General features: G+C 74.1%; 21 protein-coding genes. 12 read left to right on the top strand and 9 right to left on the bottom strand.

What is annotated here, in order from left to right; all coding sequences use genetic code 11:
• Positions 1–150: 150 nt before the first annotated feature.
• Both ACIG3E_RS17215 and ACIG3E_RS17210 read left to right on the top strand, forming a co-directional pair.
• Positions 151–477, top strand: a complete 327-nt coding sequence (locus ACIG3E_RS17215; protein WP_242727896.1) for a hypothetical protein — start codon at positions 151–153, stop codon at positions 475–477.
• A gap of 188 nt (positions 478–665) precedes the next feature.
• A complete protein-coding gene (locus tag ACIG3E_RS17210; protein ID WP_399616517.1) occupies positions 666–1,175 on the top strand; it encodes an ATP-binding protein in 510 nt (169 codons plus the stop codon).
• Between the two features lie 108 nt (positions 1,176–1,283).
• Here the strand turns inward: ACIG3E_RS17210 and ACIG3E_RS17205 are convergent, their stop codons facing one another.
• From ACIG3E_RS17205 to ACIG3E_RS17195, 3 genes are read right to left on the bottom strand one after another with little or no spacing between them, the layout of a single operon-like run.
• Positions 1,284–3,854: an ABC transporter permease gene (locus ACIG3E_RS17205; RefSeq protein WP_399616515.1), complete on the bottom strand. Its 2,571-nt coding sequence runs from the start codon at positions 3,852–3,854 to the stop codon at positions 1,284–1,286.
• A complete protein-coding gene (locus tag ACIG3E_RS17200) occupies positions 3,851–4,726 on the bottom strand; it encodes an ABC transporter ATP-binding protein (RefSeq protein ID WP_399616512.1) in 876 nt (291 codons plus the stop codon). The genes ACIG3E_RS17205 and ACIG3E_RS17200 overlap by 4 nt, the downstream gene beginning before the upstream one ends.
• Positions 4,723–5,007 (bottom strand): SHOCT domain-containing protein, encoded by a 285-nt coding sequence (locus ACIG3E_RS17195; RefSeq protein ID WP_399616510.1) that lies wholly within the window; start codon positions 5,005–5,007, stop codon positions 4,723–4,725. The genes ACIG3E_RS17200 and ACIG3E_RS17195 overlap by 4 nt, the downstream gene beginning before the upstream one ends.
• A 213-nt stretch (positions 5,008–5,220) precedes the next feature.
• Between ACIG3E_RS17195 and ACIG3E_RS17190 the strand changes: the two genes are divergently transcribed.
• The 6 genes from ACIG3E_RS17190 to ACIG3E_RS17165 all read left to right on the top strand — a co-directional run bounded on the left by ACIG3E_RS17190 (position 5,221) and on the right by ACIG3E_RS17165 (position 9,800).
• On the top strand, positions 5,221–5,778 hold the full coding sequence (locus ACIG3E_RS17190) for a TetR/AcrR family transcriptional regulator (RefSeq protein ID WP_399616506.1): 558 nt from the start codon (positions 5,221–5,223) through the stop codon (positions 5,776–5,778).
• Positions 5,779–5,864: 86 nt separating this feature from the next.
• The gene (locus tag ACIG3E_RS17185) at positions 5,865–6,260 is read left to right on the top strand and encodes a cupin domain-containing protein (protein ID WP_399616505.1); all 396 of its coding nucleotides are present in this window, start codon (positions 5,865–5,867) and stop codon (positions 6,258–6,260) included.
• A 36-nt stretch (positions 6,261–6,296) separates the two neighbouring features.
• The gene (locus ACIG3E_RS17180) at positions 6,297–6,881 is read left to right on the top strand and encodes a DUF4865 family protein (protein ID WP_399616503.1); all 585 of its coding nucleotides are present in this window, start codon (positions 6,297–6,299) and stop codon (positions 6,879–6,881) included.
• Positions 6,875–7,804, top strand: a complete 930-nt coding sequence (locus tag ACIG3E_RS17175) for a phosphotriesterase (protein WP_399616501.1) — start codon at positions 6,875–6,877, stop codon at positions 7,802–7,804. Before ACIG3E_RS17180 ends, ACIG3E_RS17175 begins: the two co-directional genes overlap by 7 nt.
• A gap of 86 nt (positions 7,805–7,890) precedes the next feature.
• Positions 7,891–8,487, top strand: a complete 597-nt coding sequence (locus ACIG3E_RS17170; RefSeq protein WP_399616498.1) for a TetR/AcrR family transcriptional regulator — start codon at positions 7,891–7,893, stop codon at positions 8,485–8,487.
• A gap of 116 nt (positions 8,488–8,603) precedes the next feature.
• Positions 8,604–9,800 (top strand): MFS transporter, encoded by a 1,197-nt coding sequence (locus ACIG3E_RS17165; protein ID WP_399616494.1) that lies wholly within the window; start codon positions 8,604–8,606, stop codon positions 9,798–9,800.
• Between the two features lie 14 nt (positions 9,801–9,814).
• On the opposite strand, the gene ACIG3E_RS17160 is transcribed toward ACIG3E_RS17165, so the two are convergent.
• A complete protein-coding gene (locus ACIG3E_RS17160; protein ID WP_399616492.1) occupies positions 9,815–11,035 on the bottom strand; it encodes an ROK family protein in 1,221 nt (406 codons plus the stop codon).
• A 226-nt stretch (positions 11,036–11,261) separates the two neighbouring features.
• Here ACIG3E_RS17160 and ACIG3E_RS17155 point away from each other — a divergent pair, with 226 nt between their 5' ends.
• Positions 11,262–12,479 carry an MFS transporter gene (locus tag ACIG3E_RS17155; RefSeq protein WP_399616489.1) on the top strand — a complete coding sequence of 406 codons (1,218 nt, stop codon included), beginning with the start codon at positions 11,262–11,264 and terminating at the stop codon, positions 12,477–12,479.
• 146 nt (positions 12,480–12,625) lie between these two features.
• Positions 12,626–13,357, top strand: a complete 732-nt coding sequence (locus ACIG3E_RS17150) for a maleylpyruvate isomerase family mycothiol-dependent enzyme (protein ID WP_399616487.1) — start codon at positions 12,626–12,628, stop codon at positions 13,355–13,357.
• Positions 13,358–13,457: 100 nt separating this feature from the next.
• On the opposite strand, the gene ACIG3E_RS17145 is transcribed toward ACIG3E_RS17150, so the two are convergent.
• Complete coding sequence (locus tag ACIG3E_RS17145; RefSeq protein WP_172381671.1) at positions 13,458–13,865, bottom strand: MarR family winged helix-turn-helix transcriptional regulator; 408 nt, start codon at positions 13,863–13,865, stop codon at positions 13,458–13,460.
• Positions 13,866–13,951: 86 nt separating this feature from the next.
• On the opposite strand from ACIG3E_RS17145, the gene ACIG3E_RS17140 reads away from it, so the two are divergent.
• Both ACIG3E_RS17140 and ACIG3E_RS17135 read left to right on the top strand, forming a co-directional pair.
• Positions 13,952–15,460 carry an MFS transporter gene (locus ACIG3E_RS17140; protein WP_399616485.1) on the top strand — a complete coding sequence of 503 codons (1,509 nt, stop codon included), beginning with the start codon at positions 13,952–13,954 and terminating at the stop codon, positions 15,458–15,460.
• A gap of 70 nt (positions 15,461–15,530) precedes the next feature.
• The gene (locus tag ACIG3E_RS17135; RefSeq protein ID WP_399616483.1) at positions 15,531–15,869 is read left to right on the top strand and encodes a DUF6332 family protein; all 339 of its coding nucleotides are present in this window, start codon (positions 15,531–15,533) and stop codon (positions 15,867–15,869) included.
• Here the strand turns inward: ACIG3E_RS17135 and ACIG3E_RS17130 are convergent.
• From ACIG3E_RS17130 to ACIG3E_RS17115, 4 genes are all read right to left on the bottom strand, one after another.
• Positions 15,830–16,495 (bottom strand): response regulator, encoded by a 666-nt coding sequence (locus ACIG3E_RS17130; RefSeq protein WP_399616481.1) that lies wholly within the window; start codon positions 16,493–16,495, stop codon positions 15,830–15,832. The two genes, ACIG3E_RS17135 and ACIG3E_RS17130, sit on opposite strands and share 40 nt — an antisense overlap.
• Positions 16,496–16,517: 22 nt before the next feature.
• Complete coding sequence (locus tag ACIG3E_RS17125; protein ID WP_399616479.1) at positions 16,518–17,798, bottom strand: sensor histidine kinase; 1,281 nt, start codon at positions 17,796–17,798, stop codon at positions 16,518–16,520.
• A gap of 88 nt (positions 17,799–17,886) precedes the next feature.
• A complete protein-coding gene (locus ACIG3E_RS17120; protein WP_399616477.1) occupies positions 17,887–18,468 on the bottom strand; it encodes a two-component system response regulator in 582 nt (193 codons plus the stop codon).
• 230 nt (positions 18,469–18,698) lie between these two features.
• The gene (locus ACIG3E_RS17115) at positions 18,699–19,901 is read right to left on the bottom strand and encodes a geranylgeranyl reductase family protein (protein ID WP_399616475.1); all 1,203 of its coding nucleotides are present in this window, start codon (positions 19,899–19,901) and stop codon (positions 18,699–18,701) included.
• Positions 19,902–19,962 lie beyond the last annotated feature (61 nt).

Genomic DNA, 19,962 nt, shown 5'->3' with positions numbered 1-19,962 from the left:
CGGGCACGTGCACACTGCACCGCACGGGGCAGGGGTAATGTCCCGGACGGGCGCCATCGGGCGGCGCCCGGACAGCGGCAGACGAAGGCCCGCGGCACGCCGCGGCACACCATGCGCGGGACGTCACCGCGCGCGAGGGGGCGGAGCCTCATGGCAGAGCCGGAGTTCAGGGCCACCGGCGTGCGGATCGGGAAGCGGCTGCGCTCCCTGACCCGTGCGGGGCAGGTCCGGATCAACGACGGCAGGCTGGAACTGCTCACCAGTTACGGAACGGAGATCGACAGCGCACCGGTGCAGGCGGTGCGCGCGGGCAAACCGTGGTTCGCCCCGCACGACCGCGCCCTCGCCGAGGTCAACGGCACGCGCTACCGGCTCACGCTCGGCGACCACGATCCGGTGCCCGGGGAGCCGGGCCCACCCTCCGTCCGCGCCTTCCTGGAGGCGCTGCGCAGCGCGGGTGGCCGACGGCACGTCTGACGGGGCCGAGACGGGCGCGAGTTGCACGCCCGTACCCCCTGCGTCACTCTGGTGTCACATCACTCTGGGTTTACCGGCGATAACGCTGCGAACCAGCCGCCGGTCCCACAGCAGGCGGCGGACAGCGCGCGGCCCCTGCTGGATCGGAACGCCGTCTTCTTCCGGACCTCACTTCGGGGAGTCGCACCGTGATCAGCCAGCCAAGCAGGCAGTGCACGGTAGAGCTCCAAGCCCTGCCGTCGCGGATCGGTCAAGTCCGCAGAATCGTATCGGCGCAGTTGCGCTACTGGCATCTCGATCCCTTGATAGACCGGGCCGCGCTCGGCGTGACCGAGTTGCTCACCAACGTCCACCGGCACGCGGAGCCGGACAAGGTGTGCACCGTGGACATCGAGCTGATGCTCGGGCGTCTCGTGGTGTCCGTCCACGACCACGATCCACGGCTGCCGGAGGTGCGCGCGGCGGAGCAGCTCGCGACCTGCGGCCGCGGGCTCGCCATGGTCGCCGCGGTCAGCGACAGCTGGGGGGTGAGGCCGGAGGGCGAGCACGGCAAGGTCGTCTGGTTCACGCTCGCCGCGCCGTCGCCCACCGTGGACCTGCCGACGTATCCCGCGTACGACGCCGCGAGCACCCGCTCCTTCGTCGCTGCGTCACCCGTCGGCGCGCATACTCCCGCCCGGTCGGCCGTTCCTGGCTGACCGGGCGGTGACTGTTGTCGCTCTGTTCCCCGTCCCTTCCCGCGCTCCTCCTTTCCGCTGATTCCGCTCTTTATGCTGTTTCCGTTCTCGCTTTCCGCCGCGTTCCGCTCACTCCGTCGCGATCGCGCGCAGTACGTCGAGACGTGCCGCGCGCCGCGCCGGGCGCAGGCCCGCGAGGGCCCCCGCGACCACGCCCACCAGGGCGACCACCGTGAGCGGCAGCGGCGGCAGGGCGAACGCGAAGGCGGTGTCGGACGCCCCGTCGGACGCCTTGACCAGGACCCAGCCGAGGAAGCCGCCGAGCGCCAGGCCGCCCGCGGTGCCGAACGCGGCGACCAGGACGGACTCCCAGCGGACCATGGCGCGCAGCTGGGCGCGGGTCTGCCCGACGGCCCGCAACAGGCCCAGCTCCCGGGTGCGTTCGTGCAGGGCGAGGGTCAGGGTGTTGGCGATGCCGAGCAGCGCGATGAGGACGGCGAGGGCGAGCAGCGCGTAGACGAGGGTGAGCATCATGTCGATGCCTCCGGCCGAGGACTGCGCGTACTCCTCGCGGGTCTGGACCTCGGGGTTGCCGTACTCCTTCGCCACGGCGGACACCGCGGCCCGGCCGTCGGCGGCGCTCACGCCGTCCTTGAAGGTGACGGAGACCAGGGTGTCGGAGTCCTGGGCGCGGTGCGGGGCCCAGGCCTCGCGGGTGACGACGTAGTCGCCCACGAGTTCCGACCGGCCGTACACGGCGCGCACGGTGAAGGTGTCCTTCTTGCCGTCGGTGAAGGCGAGTTCGGCGCGGTCGCCGACCTTCAGACCGCGCTTGTCGGCCTCGTCCCGGGTGACGGCGATGCCGTCGTCGCCGAGGCGGGCCAGGGAGCCCTGGACGTCGCCGAGGTCGAAGGCCTTGGCGAGGGCCCGGGGGTCGGTGACGGTCAGGGTCCGGCCCTTGCCGTCCACTTCGGCGACTCCCTTGCCGAGGCCGACGGCCGTGGCGACCTCCGGGCGCTCGGCGAGCGCGGGAGCCAGGCGCGGGCTCAGTCCGCTGCCTCCGGCGCCGAAGGCCGGGGTGCTGACCGCGATGTCGCCCGCGAAGGACCGGGACACGGTCTGGTCCATGGTCGCCTTCAGGGACGCGCCGAAGACCGTGAACAGGCAGACGACGGCGACGCCGATCATCAGGGCGCTCGCGGTGGCGGCGGTGCGCTTGGGGCTGCGCAGGGCGTTGCGCCGGGCGAGGGCGCCGGTGACGCCGCGCAGCCGGTCGAGCGGGCCGCCGATGAGCCGGACCGCGCGCGAGGCGGCGACGGGGCCGAGCACCACGAACGCGGCGAGCGCGAGCACGGCGCCGGTCCCTGCCAGCCACACCGACGGGTCGGCGAGGACCCCGACCAGCGCGAGGACCAGGGCGGTGAGCCCGAGCGCGGTGCCCGCCACGGCCCGTGTCCGCGAGGCGCCGGAGTGGTCGACGGCCGTCTCGCGCAGCGCGGCCAGCGGCGCGGTGCGCCCGGCCCGGGCGGCGGGCAGCAGCGCGGAGGCCACGCAGACGACGACGCCGACCGCGAGGGGCAGCAGCAGGGAGGTGGCGCTGATCACCAAGTCGCCCTCGGGGAAGGGGAATCCGATGGCGGGGAACAGCGCCTGGAGCCCGGCCGCGACGGCGATGCCGCCCGCGAGGCCCGCCAGGGACGCGACCACGGCGACGGCGCCCGCTTCGAGCAGGGTCGCGCCGGTGACCTGGCGGCGGGAGGCGCCGAGGGCGCGCAGCAGGGCGTTCTCGCGCGTGCGCTGGGCGACGACGATCGCGAACGTGTTGTGGATCGAGAAGGTCGCCACCAGGAGCGCGATGCCGGAGAAGACGAGCAGGAACGTCGTGAACAGGGTCAGGAACTGCCCGGAGACCATCTCGGAGTTCTCCTCCGCGGCCTCCTGGCCGGTGATGGCCTCGACGCCGTCGGGCAGGACGGGGGCCAGCGCGTCGACGAGCTCCGCCTGGCCGGTGCCGGGCCCGGCCCGCACCTGGATGGACGAGGCCCGGCCGGGCTTGGGCGTCAGGTACTTCTCCGCGTCGGCGCGGGTCATGCCGGTGAAGGTCGTCTGCGCCATCCCGTCCTCGCCGCCGAACGTGGCCAGGCCCACGACGGTCACCCGGACCGGGTCGGGCGTGCGCAGGGTCGTGGTGTCGCCGATCTTCAGGTCGCCGCGCTCGGCGGCGCCGCGGTTGACGACGACCTCGCCGGACTTCGCCGGGGCGCGGCCCTCGGCGAGCCGGTAGGGGTTGAGCGCGGTGTCCTCGATCCAGTTGCCCGCGAGGGTGGGCGGGCCCTGGCCGCCGACGGGGTCGCCGTCCTTGCCGACGAGCTGGCCCGCGCCCTGGATGCTGGGCTCGGCGGCCGCGACGCCCGGCACGCGCGCGATCCGCTCGGCGAGGCCTGAGTCGACGGCCTGGCGGACGCCCTGGCTCTCGCCGGGCGCGGTGATGGTGTTCTCGGCGCGGACGACCGCGTCGGTGCCGCGGGTCGCGTCGCCGAACAGCGTGTCGAAGCCGGCGCGCAGCGTGTCGCCCATGACGAGGGTGCCCGCGAGGAACGCGACGCCGAGCAGCACCGCGACGAACGTACCGGCGAAGCGGCGCTTGTGGCCGCGCAGGGAGGTGAGGCCGAGGCGCGCGGCGGGGGCGAGGGAGCTCATGACGCCGCCCCCTTCGTGGGGTCGTACGCACCGGAGGCGTCGTACGCCGCTTCGCCGTAGGCGTCGTAGGAGGCCAGGCCGGAGCGGGCCGCGCCCGTGGTCTCGAAGGCCTTCATGCGGTCGAGGACCTTGTCCGCCGTGGGGGCCCGCATGCGGTCCACCAGACGGCCGTCGGCGAGGAAGACGACCTCGTCGGCGTGGGCGGCGGCCACCGGGTCGTGGGTGACCATGACGACGGTGCGGTCCATCTGGCGCACCGTGCGGCCGAGCAGCCCGAGGACCTCCCCGCCGGAGCGCGAGTCGAGGTTGCCGGTGGGCTCGTCGGCGAAGACGACGTCGGGGCGGCCCGCGAACGCCCGGGCCACGGCGACGCGTTGCTGCTGTCCGCCGGAGAGTTCGGCGGGCCGGTGGTGCAGGCGGTCGCGCAGGCCGACGACGTCGATGAGCGCGTCCGTCCACTCCTGCTGCGCGCGGTCGCGGCGGCGCCCGGCGAGGTCCATCGGCAGGGTGATGTTCTCCGCGACGGTCAGCGTCGGCACCAGGTTGAAGGCCTGGAAGACGAAGCCGATCCGGTCGCGGCGCAGCAGGGTCAGACGCCGGTCGTCGAGGGAGCCGAGGTCCGTGTCGCCGATGAGGGCGGAGCCCGAGGTGAGGGTGTCCAGGCCCGCGGCGCAGTGCATCAGGGTGGACTTGCCCGAGCCGGACGGGCCCATGATCGCGGTGAAGCGCCCGGCGGGGAAGCCGACGCTGACGTCGTCCAGGGCGGTCACCGCGGTCTCGGCGGCCGCGGTCGAGCCGTAGACCTTGACGGCCCGCTCGACCCGTGCGGCGTAGCGGATCCCGGTCGGCCGCGGGGTGGTGGCGGTGCTCATGACCGGCCTCCCTTGGTCACGCGGCCGAACTCCTCGTTCAGGACGGTGAGGCGGCGCCAGTACTCGTCCTCGTCGATCTCGCCGGAGGCGAAGCGGTGGCCGAGCACGGCGATGGGCGACGTCGGGTCGGTGCCCGCGGCGCCCCGCTGCCAGGGCCCGCCCCGGCCGCGCCACACCGTGCGGCGCAGGACCGTGACGACGCCGAACACCACGGCCGCCCAGATCAGCGGGAAGAACAGGATCCACGGGCCGGGCCCGCCGTCGAACGCCAGGGTGTGCATGATGTCCATCTCCTCGAAGGGGGTGCGGAGCGGTGCTTTCCGTCGTCTCCGAGCCTGGTCCGGGGGCGCGCCGAAGTCGTCGTACGGCCAGCGGCAGTGCGCGTACCTCCCGGGGAGTACGAGGGGGCCTCGCGCCTGCTCCCCCGCGTGCGGTGGTGCAGCGGAACCCTTCCCACCTGGCACTCTGTACCTATTAGTATGTACAGTAGGGGCATGAGCACTCCGGAGCGTCTGATCGAGTCCACCCGCGAGCTGCTGTGGGAGCGGGGCTATGTGGGCACGAGCCCCAAGGCCATCCAGCAGCACGCGGGCGCCGGGCAGGGCAGCATGTACCACCACTTCTCGGGCAAGCCCGACCTCGCGCTCGCCGCGATCCGGCGCACGGCCCAGGAGATGCGCGCCACCGCCGAGGCCTCGCTGAGCGGCGCCGGGTCGGCGTACGAGCGCGTCGCCGGGTATCTGCTGCGCGAGCGCGACGTGTTGCGCGGCTGCCCCGTCGGGCGCCTGACGATGGACCCGGACGTGATCGCGAGCGACACGCTGCGCGCGCCGGTCACCGAGACCCTGGAGTGGCTGCGCGAGCGGCTCGCCGCGATCGTCCAGGAGGGCCTGGACCAGGGCGAGTTCAGCCCGTCGCTCGATGCCCACGAGATCGCGTCGACCATCGTCGCGACGGTCCAGGGCGGCTATGTCCTGGCCCGCTCCACGGGCTCCCCCGACGCCTTCGACGCGGGCGTACGCGGCCTGCTGGCCCTGCTCGCCCCGCGCTGAGCCCGCCGTACGCACTCCGGCGCCCGCAGCCACCGCCGAGGCGCCGCCTTCCCGCATGTCCCCGCAACTCAGCACAGAGGAACGCCGTGCACATCACCCGCACCCGCCCCGCAAGCCTTCGCGGCCCCGCCGAGCACTTCACCGGCAGCGTCTGGCTCGACGAGATCGCGAGCCCCGAAGCCCCCTCCCGGCTACGGATGTTCAGCGTCCACTTCGCTCCGGGCGCGCACACCGCCTGGCACCGCCATCCGCACGGCCAGGTCCTGCACGTCACCGAGGGCGAGGGCCTGGTGCAGCGCGAGGGCGAGCCCGTGGAGCCGATCCGGGCGGGCGACACCGTGTGGATCGCGCCCGGCGAGCGGCACTGGCACGGAGCCGGGCCGCGCACGTTCATGACGCACCTGGCCGTGGTGGAGGCCGCCGACGACGGCACCGCCGCCCACTGGGAGGAACGCGTCGCCGCCGACGAGTACCCGGCCTGAGCCCCCGCATCCGACAGAACAGCAGGTACGCACACCATGCACGCTCTGCAGTACGAGATCACCCTGCCCGCCGACTACGACATGGGCGTCATCCGTGACCGCGTGGCGACCAAGGGGCATCTCCTCGACGCCTTCCCCGGCCTCGGCTTCAAGGCCTACCTCATGCGCGAGCGCGGCGTCGACGGCTCGCCCGTGAACCAGTACGCGCCGTTCTACCTCTGGAACACCGCCGAGGGCATGAACTCCTTCCTCTGGGGGCCCGGGTTCCAGGGGCTCACCGATGACTTCGGGCGGCCGGTGGTGCAGCACTGGATGGCGCTCGGCTACGAGTCCGGGCCCGCCGTCGACGCCCCACCGAAGGCCGCGGCGCGCCGCCGGACGCCGCTGCCGGAGGGCGCGCGGATCGCGGACCTCGCCAGCGGGCTCCTCGACGACGCGGCGGCCCTCTCCCGCGCCGACGGGGCGGTCGGCGTGACCGTGGCCGTCGACCCCCGGCACTGGGAGGCGGTGACGTTCTCGCTCTGGGCCCACGAGGCGCCCGCGGAGCACGGCGAGGTCTTCCAGGTCCTGCACTGCTCGACGCCCGAGCGGGACCGGCTCGTCCGGGGCAGGGCGTGGTGAGCGGGGCGGGCCCCGCGGTCCGTACCGTCACGGGGGACATCGCGCCGTCCGCACTCGGCGTCTGCGACGCGCACGACCACCTCTTCCTGCGCAGCCCCCAACTCCCGGGCCAGGAGCTGGACTCGGCGCGGGCCGCGGCCGAGGAGCTCGCGGCCTTCCGCGCGGCGGGCGGGCGCGGCCTCATCCAGTGGACCCCGCACGGCATGGGCCGCCGCGCGGCCGAACTGCCCGCCCTGGCCCGGGCGACGGACACCCGGATCGTGGCCGCGACGGGTCTGCACCAGGCCGTGCACTACGACGAGGACACCCTCGCCGCGCTGCGCACCCAGGGCCTGGCCGCGCTGTTCGTGCGGGAGCTGACCGACGGCATCGCCGACAGCGGCGTACGGGCCGGTCTGATCAAGGTCGCGGGCGGCTTCCACACGCTGGACGCCCACGCCCGCTGGACGATGACGGCGGCGGCCGAGGCCCACCGCGCGACGGGCGCGCCCATCGCCGTCCACCTGGAGCTGGGCACCGGCGCCGAGGACGTGCTCGACCTGCTCTGCGCCGATCTGGAGGTGCCGCCCGCCAAGGTGATCCTCGGCCACCTCAACCGCTTCCCCGACCTCGACGTCCACCTGCGGGCCGCGGCGGCGGGCGCCTATCTGGCCTTCGACGGACCCTCGCGCGCCCACCACGCCACGGACTGGCGCATGCCGGACGCGGTGCGGGCCCTCGCCGACGCGGGCCACGGCGCCCGGCTGCTCCTGGGCGGCGACACCACGACGGCCGCCGCGCGCTCCGTGCACGGCGGGCCCGGCCTGCCGCATCTGCTGCGCGGGGTCCGGCCACGCCTGGAGCGGGCCGTCGGCAAGGAACTGGTGGACCGGATGCTCACGGTGAACGCGGCCGCCGCCTTCGCCGTGGAGTGGCCCGTCTGACACCCCAGGTGAGCGCCCCCCGCGGGGGGGCGCTCACTCGCACCCTCGTATTGCATCGCACGTTCCAAAACAGGTACGGTTCCCCCATGGCCCGACCGAGGACGTTCGACGAGGAGCGGGCCCTGGACGCGGCGATGCGCGCCTTCTGGGCGAAGGGCTACGAAGCCACTTCGACCCAGGACCTGTGCGACGCCACCGGACTGGGCCGCAGCAGCATCTACAACACCTTCACCAGCAAGCACGACCTGTTCCGCAGGTCGCTGAACCGCTACATCGACACGATGAGCGCCCCGCAGGCGGAGATCCTGGAGGACACCGAGCGCCCGGGATTCGACCGGATCCGCGCGCTGTACTCCCGGGTCGTCGACTCCGAGTTCGAGTACCGCGAGGACGACCGCAGCATCGGCTGCCTCACCGTCAACACGGTGGTGGAGCTCGCCCGGCGCGACGCCGACGCGGACGCGCTGATCCAGCGCGACCTCGACCTCAGGCTCCGGCTGCTGCGGATCGCGATCGACGCGGGCAAGCGCGACGGCACCATCACCGCGCGACGGGACACGGACACCCTGGCGCGGTTCGTCAACGCCACCATCGGCGGCATGCGCGTGTCCGCCCAGGCGGGCGCCGACCGCACCACCCTCGAATCCATCGCCGAGACGGCCCTGGACGCGCTGCGCCCCTGAGCCTCCCCGCCGCACGGGCGCGCCGAACCCACCACGAAGTCCTTGCCGCGGCCACGCTTGCCCTCATTTTGTACTGACCTATCTAAAACCTGCCCCGCTCACCCCAAGGAGCACCCATGCCCCGCGCCGTATACGTCTTGGCCCTAGGCATCTTCGCCATGGTGACCAGCGAGTTCGTCGTCGCCGGACTCATGCCGCAGATGGCCGACGGGCTCGGCGCCACGATCCCCGAGATCGGCTATCTGATCACGGCCTTCGCGATGGCCATGGCCTTCGGCGGGCCGTTCCTGACGGCCGCCCTGCTCAAACTGGCGCCGAAGCGGGCCCTGCTGGTCGTCTTCGCCGTCTTCCTCGCGGGCAACGTCCTGGCCGCCCTCGCCCCCGACTACGTGACCATGCTGGTGGCGCGGGTGGTCACCGGCATCGCCTCGCAGGCCTTCTTCGGGGTCGGCATCTCCATGGCCACGCAGCTGGCCCGGCCCGAGATGCGGGGCCGCGCCGTCGCCGTCGCGCTCAACGGGCTGATGCTGGGCACGCTCCTCGGCCTGCCGATGGCCACCGTCGTCGGGGAACACCTGGGCTGGCGCGCCGCGTTCTGGGCCATCACCGTGCTCACCACCCTCGCCGCGGTCACGACGTTCGTCGGAGTGCCGCACGTCGAGCGCACCGAGGGCGGTGGCGCGCTCCGCGACGAGCTGGGCGCCTTCAAGAGCCCGCGGCTCTGGCTCTCCCTGCTCACCAGTACGTTCGTCATCGGCGCCACCTTCTCCGCCTTCAGCTACCTCAACCCGATCCTCACCGAGATCACCGGCTTCGCCACCGGCACCGTGCCGCTGCTGCTCATCGCCTACGGCGCCGCCACCCTCATCGGCAACACCGTCGTCGGCCGCCTCGCCGACCGGTACACCCTGCCCGTCCTGGCCACGGGCCTGCTGCTGAACCTCGGCTTCCTCGTCGGCTTCGCGCTCGTCGCCGACGTGCCGGTCGCCGCCGTGGCGATGATGCTGGGCATCGGCCTGGTGGGCGTCACCATGAACCCGGCGATGATCACCCGCGTCCAGCGCGCCAGCAACACCGGCCCCCTGGTCAACAGCGTCCACTCGTCGTTCATCACGGGCGGCATCATCATCGCGACGTCCGTCGGCGGCCCCGCCATCGACGCCTACGGGCTGCGCGCCCCGCTGTGGATCGGCGCCGGACTCGCCGTGCTCGGGCTGCTCTCGCTGATCCCGGACCTGCGGCAGCGCAGGGCCACCGCCCCGGGAGCCGCCGACGTCGTGACCCCCGTACGGGAGCCCGCGCGGGTCGGCTGAAGCGCCATGCGCCCCTAACCCAGCGCCCCCAGGGGGTCGTCGAGCACCGGCTGCCAGGCCAGCTCGGCGGCCCCCACCAGGCTGTTGTGGTCGAGGGTGCAGGCCAGGATCGGCACCCCGCCGCTGCGGCCCCACAGGCTCCGGTCGGCGACGACCGCGCGCAGCCGCTCCGGGTCCGCGTCCAGCAGCGCGCGGTGCAGCCCGCCGAGGACGATGCGGTCGGGGTTGAGGATGTTCACCAGGCCCGCGAGGCCGAGGCCCAGACGGTCGATCAGGGCCTCGGCGGCCACCCGCACCGCGGGGTCGGCGTAGTGCTCGGCCAGCAGCGTGCGCGCCTGGTTGAGCAGGCCTTCGGGTCCGGGCCTGACCCCGACCTCCGTCAGGAAGGCGAGCGGGTCGGTCTCCACGTCGAGGCAGCCGCGGCTGCCGCAGTGGCAGGGGCGCCCCTCCGGGTGCACCGTGAGGTGCCCGACTTCGAGCGCGAGGCCCGAACTCCCGGTGTGCAGGCGGCCGTCGAGGACCAGGGCGCCGCCGACTCCCCGGTGTCCGGTCGCCACGCACAGCAGGTCGCGGGCGCCGCGCCCGGCGCCGTGCCGGTGCTCGGCGAGCGCCGCGAGGTTCACGTCGTTGCCGGTGAAGGCGGGGCCCGTGACCCCGGCCCGGCGGACGCGGTCCGCAAAGATCTCCCGCACCGGCGCGCCCGCGGGCCAGGCCAGGTGCAGCGGGTTGAGGGCGGTGCCCTCCGGCTCCGCGACGGCCGAGGGCACCGCGAGTCCGGCGCCGACGCACCGCCTCCCGCTCTCGCGCAGCAGGCGCGCGCCCTCGTCGACGACCGTGCCGAGCACCTGCGCCGGGTCCGCGTCGATCGTCTCGCAGCCGGGCGTCGTGGCGACGATCTCGCCGCCGAGGCCGACGAGCGCCGCGCGGAAGCCGTCGGCGTGCACCTGGGCGGCGAGGGCGACCGGGCCGGTCCCCGCGACGGAGAGGCGGTGCGAGGGGCGGCCCTGCGACCCCGAGGCCGCGCTCGGCTTCGCGTCGACGCTGATCAGGCCGAGCGCCTCCAACTCGGCCGCGACGGCGCCCGCCGTGGCGCGCGTGACGCCCAACTCGGCGGTGAGGACGGCTCGGGTGGGTGCGCGCCCGGTGTGGACGAGTTCGAGTGCGGGGCCGAGCGCGGTACGCCCTCGCTCCAGGCGCGTACGCGCCTCACCCCCGGTGGCAGCCTTCCCGTTCATGAGGGCGAGTCTCCCATGATCCGTACGCCACCTCGCCGTTCCGTCACCGCCGTCCGGCCTTCCCGCGCCCTTCGCCTGCCCGTGATCCACGGTTTCGTACACCTCTTTCCGAAGTGCGCCGCCTCGACTCCGCCCCGCGGCTCTGTCGCGTCGCCCTCGCCGCGCGGCAGCCCCGCCCCGGACAACCGCCTTGTCCCCGACCGGGGTGCGGCCCTACGCTGACTTTGTGCCGCTACTAAACAAAACCACGTCAGAGGCGTCCGAGGCCTCCTCCCACGACTTCAGCCGACTGCGTGCCGCCCTCACCGTGTTCTTCGCCCTCGACGGCTTCGTCTTCGCCGGATGGGTCGTCCGCATCCCCGCCATCAAGGAGCAGACCGGGGCGTCGGCGAGCACGCTGGGGCTCGCGCTGCTCGGGGTCTCGGCGGGGGCCGTGGTGACGATGACGCTGACGGGGCGGCTGTGTACGCGCTTCGGCAGCCATCCGGTGACGGTGGCGTGCGGCGTCCTGATGCCGCTGAGCGTCGCGCTGCCGCCCCTGACGCACTCGGCCCTCGCGCTCGGCCTGGTCCTGCTGCTCTTCGGCGCCGCGTACGGCGGCATCAACGTGGCCATGAACAGCGCGGCCGTCGATCTCGTCCGGGCGCTGCGGCGGCCGGTCATGCCCAGTTTCCACGCGGCGTTCAGCCTGGGCGGCATGATCGGGGCGGGCCTCGGCGGCCTGGTCGCCGGGCACCTCTCCCCCACCCGGCACCTGCTCGGGCTCGCCCTGATCGGCCTCCTCGTCACGGCGGTGACCGCACCGACGCTGCTGCGGTACGAGGTGCCGCGGACCCCGGCCGCCGCCGGGTCGCGGGCGTCCGCGCGGCCCGGGTCCGGCCGCGGCGGCGCGCGGGTCCTCGTCCTGGTCTTCGGGCTCGTCGCGCTGTGCACCGCGTACGGCGAAGGGGCGCTGGCCGACTGGGGCGCGCTCCACCTGGAGCAGGACCTCGACGCGCACCCCGGCGTCGCCGCGGCGGGCTACTCGTGCTTCGCCCTCGCGATGACGATCGGCCGCCTGTCCGGCACGGCGCTCCTCGAACGCCTCGGCGGCACCCGCACCGTCGTCGGCGGCGGCCTGCTCGCCGCGGCCGGGATGCTCCTCGGCGCGCTCGCCCCGGCCACGGGCGCGGCACTCGCCGGGTTCGCGATCACGGGCCTCGGCCTGGCCAACATCTTCCCCGTGGCGATCGAGCGCGCGGGCGCCCTCTCCGGACCGAGCGGGGTGGCGGCCGCGTCCACGCTCGGCTACGGCGGCATGCTGCTCGGCCCGCCCGCGATCGGCTTCATGGCGGACTGGTTCTCCCTGCCGGTGGCGCTGACCAGCGTGGCCCTCCTCGCGGCGCTCGCCGCGGGCATCGCGGGGGCGACGGGCCGCACGTCCGCGGCTCGCGGCCAGGCCTGAGCCCTCCCCGGAGGGGGCAGCGCCCCCGCCCGCACGCCCGCCCCCGCGCGAGCCCCCGCGCCCGGCCACGAGCGCCTTTCGTCCCGGCGCGAACGCGGACCTCGCTTCCCCCACGCGAGGGCCGGATCGTCCTGCACAATCCCCGCATGGAGATTGCCGAGCACATAGAGATCCTCGACCGGGAAGGGCGGCTGCTGGCCCGCGCCGCCGAGGAGGCGGGAACCGATGCCGCCGTGCCCACCTGCCCCGAGTGGCGGGTGCGTGACCTGGTGCGGCACACGGGCGTCGTGCACCGCTGGGCCGCCGCCTTCGTCGCCGACGCCCACCCCTCGTTCCGCTCCATGCAGGAGGAGCCGGCCCTGGACGGCGCCGACCTCGTGGCGTGGTTCCGCGAGGGGCACGCACAGCTGGTCGCCGCGCTCACCGCCGCCCCGTCCGACCTGCGGTGCTGGACGTTCCTGCCCGCCCCGTCACCGCTGGCCTTCTGGGCCCGGCGGCAGGCGAACGAGACAGCTGTGCACCGCGTGGACGCCGAGTCCGCCCGGGGCGGTACGCCCACGGCCGTCGGCACGGACTTCGCGGTGGACGGCATCGACGAGCTGCTGCGCGGCTTCCACGCCCGAACCAAGAGCCGGTTGCGCACGCCGGAGCCGCGCGTGCTACGGATCCGCGCCACCGACGCGAAGGAGTCGTGGACGGTCCATCTGTCCCCGGAGGTACCCGTCACCGAGCACGGCGACACCGTGCCCGCCGACTGCGAGGTCGCGGGTCAGGCGGCGTATCTGTATCTGGCCCTGTGGAACCGGCTGCCGTTCCCGCAGATCACGGGCGACACCGCGCTCGCCACGCTGTGGCGCGAGACGGCGGGGGTCGGCTGACGGCCGGGCCGACGGGGGGCCGGAGAGCCGCGTCTTCGGCGATCCCCTCGACGGGCAGGCGGTGGTCCCGGCTCCGGCCGGGTCCGCCCCCGCGCCGCCGTCAGGCGTCCGGCGCCGCCAGCATGCGGGTGAGCACGGCGCGCTGCACCGGCTTCACCTCGGCGTGCAGCGCACGCCCCTTGGCGGTCAGACAGACCAGCACGCCGCGGCGGTCCTCGCTGCACATGCCGCGCTCGACCAGGCCGTCCTTCTCCAGGCGGCCGACGAGGCGGGACAGGGCGCTCTGGCTCAAGTGGACCTGGCAGGCGATGTCCTGAACCCGGAAGCCGCCGCCACCCCCCGCGGCGAGCACGTCGAGCACCTCGAAGTCGCTCGCGCCCAGACCGTGCGGATGCAGCTCCCGGTCCAGCTCACAGAGGGTGCGCGCGTGCACCGCGAGGATCTCCCGCCACTCGTTCACGAGCCCTTGCTCGGCCTCCGCCGGGGGCTCGGCCTTCGTCGCCGCCATGGCGGCACCGTAGCAGAATCCAGGGGATTATTGCATCGGAATTAAATGCACTTGCAGTCAATGCATATGCATGTACTCTGCTCCGCATGACTTCACCGGTCTCCCCTGTCCCCCCTGCCTCCGCGTCGGCGGAGCGCTGGACCCCACGCCTGTGGGGCACGCTGCTCGTCCTGTGCGCCGCGATGTTCCTGGACGCCCTCGACGTCTCGATGGTGGGCGTCGCCCTGCCCTCCATCGGCTCGGACCTGGACCTGTCCACCTCGTCCCTGCAGTGGGTCGTCAGCGGCTACATCCTCGGCTACGGCGGCCTGCTGCTGCTCGGCGGCCGCGCCGCCGACCTCCTCGGGCGCCGCGAGGTCTTCCTCATCGCCCTCGGCGTCTTCGCCGTCACCTCCCTGTTCGGAGGGCTCGTCGACTCCGGGCCGCTGCTCATCGCCAGCCGCTTCGTGAAGGGCCTGAGCGCCGCGTTCACCGCGCCCGCGGGCCTGTCGATCATCACCACGACCTTCGCCGAGGGCCCGGTCCGCAACCGCGCCCTGTCCATCTACACCACCTGCGCCGCCACCGGCTTCTCGCTCGGCCTCGTCCTGTCCGGCGTCCTCACCGAGGTCAGCTGGCGCCTGACTATGCTGCTGCCCGCGCCGATCGCCGTCATCGCGCTCGTCGCCGGTCTCAAGCTCATCCCGCGCTCCGCCCGCGAGGCGAACCGCGGCGGCTACGACGTGCCGGGCGCCGTCACCGGCACGGCGTCGATGCTGCTGCTCGTCTTCACCGTCGTCCAGGCCCCCGAGGTCGGCTGGGCCTCCGCCCGCACGCTGCTGTCCTTCCTGGCCGTGGCGGTGCTCCTCGCCGCCTTCGTCGCCATCGAGCTGCGCACCGCGAGCCCGCTGATCCGCCTCGGCGTCCTGCGCTCGGGAGCGCAGGTCCGCGCCCAGCTCGGCGCGGTGACGTTCTTCGGCGGCTATGTGTCCTTCCAGTTCATCGCCACCCAGTACCTCCAGTCGCTGCTCGGCTGGTCGGCCCTGGAGACGGCGCTCGCCTTCCTGCCCGCGGGCGTGATCGTGGCCCTGTCCGCCACGAAGATCGCCGGGGTCATCGACCGGTTCGGCACCACCCGGGTCATCGTGACCGGCTTCGCGCTGCTCGTGGCGTCGTACGCGCTGTTCCTGCGCATCGACCTGACGCCGACGTACGTCGCGGTCATCCTGCCCTCGATGGTGCTGCTCGGCGTCGCGTGCGCCCTGGTCTTCCCCTCGCTCAACATCCAGGCCACCAACGGCGTGGCCGACCACGAGCAGGGCATGGTCTCGGGCCTGCTCAACACCTCGATCCAGGTGGGCGGCGCGGTCATCCTCGCGATCACCACCGCCGTCATCACGGCCTCCGGCGAGGGCTCACCCGAGACCGGCGCCTCGCCCGCGGACGTCCTCGACAGCTACCGCCCGGGCCTGGTCCTGGTGACGGCCTTCGCCGTCGCCGGTCTGCTCATCAACCTCACCGGCCTGCGCGCGCGGCGCAAGCAGCGGACGATTGCCGTCGCCTCGTCGCAGCCGCGCACGGACGCCCCGCGCGAGCAGGTCACCATCGGCGACTGACCACGGTCGGCCCCTGGGCCCTGCGGGCGCTTCCTTGCCCGTCGGGCCCTCGTCCTGTGACACTCCCCGTATGAGTGACATGGGGGACACGGTCGGACAAGGCCGACGGAGCCAGGCCGAGCGGGACGCGGTCACGATCGAGATCGGGTACGCGCTCGCGAGCGCGGGGGCGGCCGCCGCGCTCGTCTTCATGGCCCTCGCGGGCGGGCCTATCCTCGTCTTCGGCCTGTCGGGCGGCGCCGCCCGGACGCTCACGGTCGTGGGCGTGACGCTCGCCGCCCTCGTGTTCGTCGTCCGCGTCGCCACCGTCCTGTGGCGCTTCACCGAGCGGTGGCGGGCGCGCCGCGCGGCCCTTCCCGGTCTGCCCGCTCAGCCCAGCCAGCCGGGGCGGACCAGGCCCGACTCATAGGCCAGGACGACCAGTTGGGCGCGGTCGCGGGCGCCCAGTTTCACCATCGTGCGGCTCACGTGCGTCTTGGCGGTGAGCGGGCTGACGACGAGGCGGCGCGCGATCTCCTCGTTGGACAGGCCGATGCCGACCAGGGCCATCACCTCCCGCTCGCGCTCGGTGAGGTCGGCGAGCGCACCGGCGGCCGCCGGTTCCTTGGAGCGCGCCGCGAACTCCCCGATGAGGCGGCGCGTCACACCGGGCGAGAGCAGCGCGTCGCCCGCGACCACCGCCCGCACCGCGCGCAGCAGTTCGTCGGGCTCGGTGTCCTTCACCAGGAAGCCCGAGGCGCCGGAGCGGATCGCCTCGAAGACGTACTCGTCGAGCTCGAAGGTGGTGAGCATGACCACCCGGACGCCGTCGAGGCCCGGCTCGCCGGTGATCCGGCGGGTGGCCTCCAGGCCGTCGAGCAGCGGCATGCGGATGTCCATCAGGACGACGTCGGGCCGCAGCTCCAGCACCTTGCGCACCGCCTCCTCGCCGTCCGCGGCCTCGCCCGCCACCTCGATGTCCGCCTGGGCGTCGAGCAGCGCCTTGAACCCCGCGCGGACCAACGACTGGTCGTCGGCGAGCAGTACGCGGATCACGGGGCCTCCTGGGGTGGGGTGCTCACTGGTCGTCGTGCCGGTCCCGCCGTGCGGCACCGGTGGTGGGCAGCACCGCCGTCACGCGGAAGCCGCCGTCGGGGCGCGGGCCCGCCTCCATGGTGCCCTTGAGCGCGGCGGCCCGCTCCCGCATGCCGATCAGGCCGTTGCCGCTGCCGCCCGCGTCCGCGCCGGTGGCGGGGCCGTCGTCGTCGACGCGCAGGGTCACCGAGCCGGGGGCGTGGCGCACCAGGACGCGGGCCCGCCGCGAACCGGAGTGGCGTACGACGTTGGTGAGCGCCTCCTGGACGATGCGGAAGGCGGCCAGGTCCACGCCGGGCGGCAGCGGGCCGCCGCGGCCCTCGGTGCTGACACTCACCGTCAGGCCGGTGCTCCCCGCCTGCTCGACCAGCTCCGGCAGCCGGTCTAGGCCCGGGGCCGGGGCGCGCGGGGCGGCTCCCGGGGCCCGCAGGGTGTCGAGGACCTGGCGGACCTCGCCGAGGGCCTCCTTGCTGGCGGCCTTGATCGTGGTGAGGGCGGTTCTGGCCTGCTCGGGGTCGGAGTCGAGCAGGGCGAGGCCCACACCGGCCTGCACGTTGATGACGGAGATGCTGTGGGCGAGGACGTCGTGCAGCTCGCGGGCCATCCGCAGGCGCTCCTCGTCGGCGCGCCGCCGGGCCGCGAGCGCGCGCTCGGCGCGCTCCTTGGCCCACTGCTCGCGGCGGGTGCGGGCCAGCTCCGAGACCGCGACGGTCGCCACCACCCAGACGGCGATGACCAGTTCCTCGCCCCAGCCGAGCGCGCCGTCCCCGTCCGGCGGCAGCCAGCGGTACAGCACCTGGGTGACCAGGATCTGCCCGGCCCACCACAGGCCGACGGCGCCCCACGCCGCCCGCCGGTGCCCCGCGACGACCGCCGCGAAGCAGCCGACCGCGACCGTGAGGAGCACGGGCCCGTACGGATATCCGGCGCCGAGGTAGACCACGGTGACCCCGGCGGTGACGTAGGCCACGGCCACGGGGTGGCGGTGGCGCAGCAGCAGGGAGCCCGACGCGACCAGGAGCAGCGCCCGCGCGAAGCCGCCCACCCCTTCCCGCTCGGGCTGGCCGTGCGCCGCGAAGCCCGTGCCGATCTGGATGAACGCCGTCAGGAGCACGGTCGTCAGCCAGGGCAGGCGGCGCCCGGCCGCGGCAGGCTCGTCGGCGCCCCGCAACCGCCACCACGGCGGCCCCTGCCACCACGCCGGTGGTCCGCTCCGGGGCGGGCCGGGGCACCCGTGTCCGCGCTGTTCGTCCATGGCGGCCACGCTAGACGGCGGCCGGGGCGCCGGGCGTCCGCCAGGCGTGGCGATCAGGCGTACTCCCTGGGGAGTACGCCACGCGCACGCCCGGCGGTCAGTCCTTCGGCAGCGGTCTTCGGCGCGCCGCCCCCTGGGGCTGGGAGGGCACGCGGACCTGTACGGCGTCCGGCGGGGCGGAGGCGTCGGACGGCGTCTTGGGCACGCCCCGCCGGGCCTGGCCGCCCGCGGCGGGGCGCACCCCGTCGGGATGTTGGGAGCGATAGCCGTCGACCTCGGCCTGGAGCGCGCGCAGCCGCTGGTAGGTGTCGTAGAGGTAGCGCACCTTGGTGCGCAGCGCCCACGGGTCGACGGGCTTGACGACGATGTCGGCCACGCCGAGGCGCAGGGCCGTCGCCGACAGCTCCTGGCTCACGTCGAAGCCGGTCAGGAGGATGATCGGCAGGAGCTGCGTCTGCTCCACGCCCCGTACGTAACGCACCACGTCCAGGCCGTCGACGCCGGGCATGCGCACATCCAGCAGGGCCACGGCGATGTGGCCGCGGAGTATCTCCTTGAGGGCGTCGTCCCCGTTGGTCGCGCACGTCGTCTCATAGCCGAGCGGAGCCAGCGCGCTTTCGAGCGCGAAGAGGTAGTCCTCGTGGTCGTCCACGACGAGGACCTTCGAGTGCGACGGCATGTGTGGAGCCCCCTCATCCGAGCTAACCAGCCTATGCCCATGGCGAGTTGGAGAAACCTTCATGCGAAACGCTAGACGACTTCTCATTCTTCACAAGCCGATCACCGAACTCAGCCGCTCCACGCGTTTCCCGCCAGGGGGCGTGCGGCGCGGGCGCACGGGTGGGGGCGGGGCCGTCGGGACGGGCGCGCGGGGCGTCCTTGCGCCCGCCGCCCGCCCCCCTCGCGGCGCTACCGGTCGAGCTTGCTGAGCACGCGGCCCGCCATCGGGTGCGTGCGCACGATCTCGGCGAGGGTCGTCCGGCCACTGGTGATCTTCGCGAACGCGTGCCACGCCGGGCGGAAGCCGGTGATCGCCGTGTGCAGCAGGCCGGGGCGCCGCTCGAAGACGCCCAGCATGCGCCGCCCGACGCTCATCTCCACGCCGAGGCCCGCCTTGACGGCGAACGCGTAGTTCAGCGCCTGGCGGCGGGCGTCCACCGCGTCGTGCGCCTCCGCGATGCGCACCGCCCACTCCCCCGCGAGACGGCCCGAGCGCAGCGCGAACGAGATGCCCTCGCGGGTCCACGGCTCAAGCAGGCCCGCCGCGTCGCCGCACACCAGGACCCGGCCGCGGGACAGCGGCGAGTCGTCGCTGCGGCAGCGCGTGAGGTGGCCGGAGGAGATGCTCGGCTCGAAGCCCGAAAGGCCGAGCCGGGCGACGAAGTCCTCCAAATAGCGCTTCGTCGCGGCGCCTTCGCCGCGCGCGGAGATCACGCCGACGGTCAGCGTGTCGCCCTTGGGGAACACCCAGCCGTAGCTGCCCGGCATCGGGCCCCAGTCGATGAGCACCCGGCCCGCCCAGTCCTCGGCGACCGTCGCGGGCACGGGGATCTCCGCCTCCAGGCCGAGGTCCACCTGGTCCAGCTTCACCCCGACGTGCGCTCCTATGCGGCTCGCGCTGCCGTCGGCGCCCACGACCGCGCGCGCCAGGACCGTCTCGCCGCCCTGGAGGACGACCGCGACCGTGCGCCGGTCCGGCACGGCCGGGCCGTGCTGCTCGACGCGCGCCACGGTGGCGCCGGTGCGCACCTCGGCACCCGCCTTCTGCGCGTGCTCCACGAGCCGCTGGTCGAACTCCGGCCGGTTGATGAGCCCGAAGAGCATCTTCCGCGAGCGGCGGGTGCGGGAGAACTTGCCGTCCAGGGTGAACGTGACCGCGTGCACCCGGTCCCGCAGGGGCAGGTCGAAGCCCGGGGGCAGCGCGTCCCGCGAGGGACCGATGATGCCTCCGCCGCACGTCTTGTACCGCGGCAGTTCGGCCTTCTCCAGGACCAGGACGCTGCGTCCGGCGACGGCCGCCGCATAGGCCGCGGAGGCTCCCGCGGGGCCCGCGCCGACCACGACGACGTCCCACACCTGCCGCGGGTCGTCCGCTGACTTCTCGCTGCTCACGTTGGTCTTCCGCTCCTGATCCCCGTCTTGGCCGCGCTGTCCTTGCTTCTCGGAGGGCATC

Origin of the sequence: Streptomyces sp. NPDC053474 (genome assembly GCF_044544845.1) — a bacterium.
GTDB lineage: Bacteria > Actinomycetota > Actinomycetes > Streptomycetales > Streptomycetaceae > Streptomyces.
The sequence above is the reverse complement of the archived record's forward strand: the minus strand, read 5'-3'. Positions and strand labels throughout refer to the sequence as shown.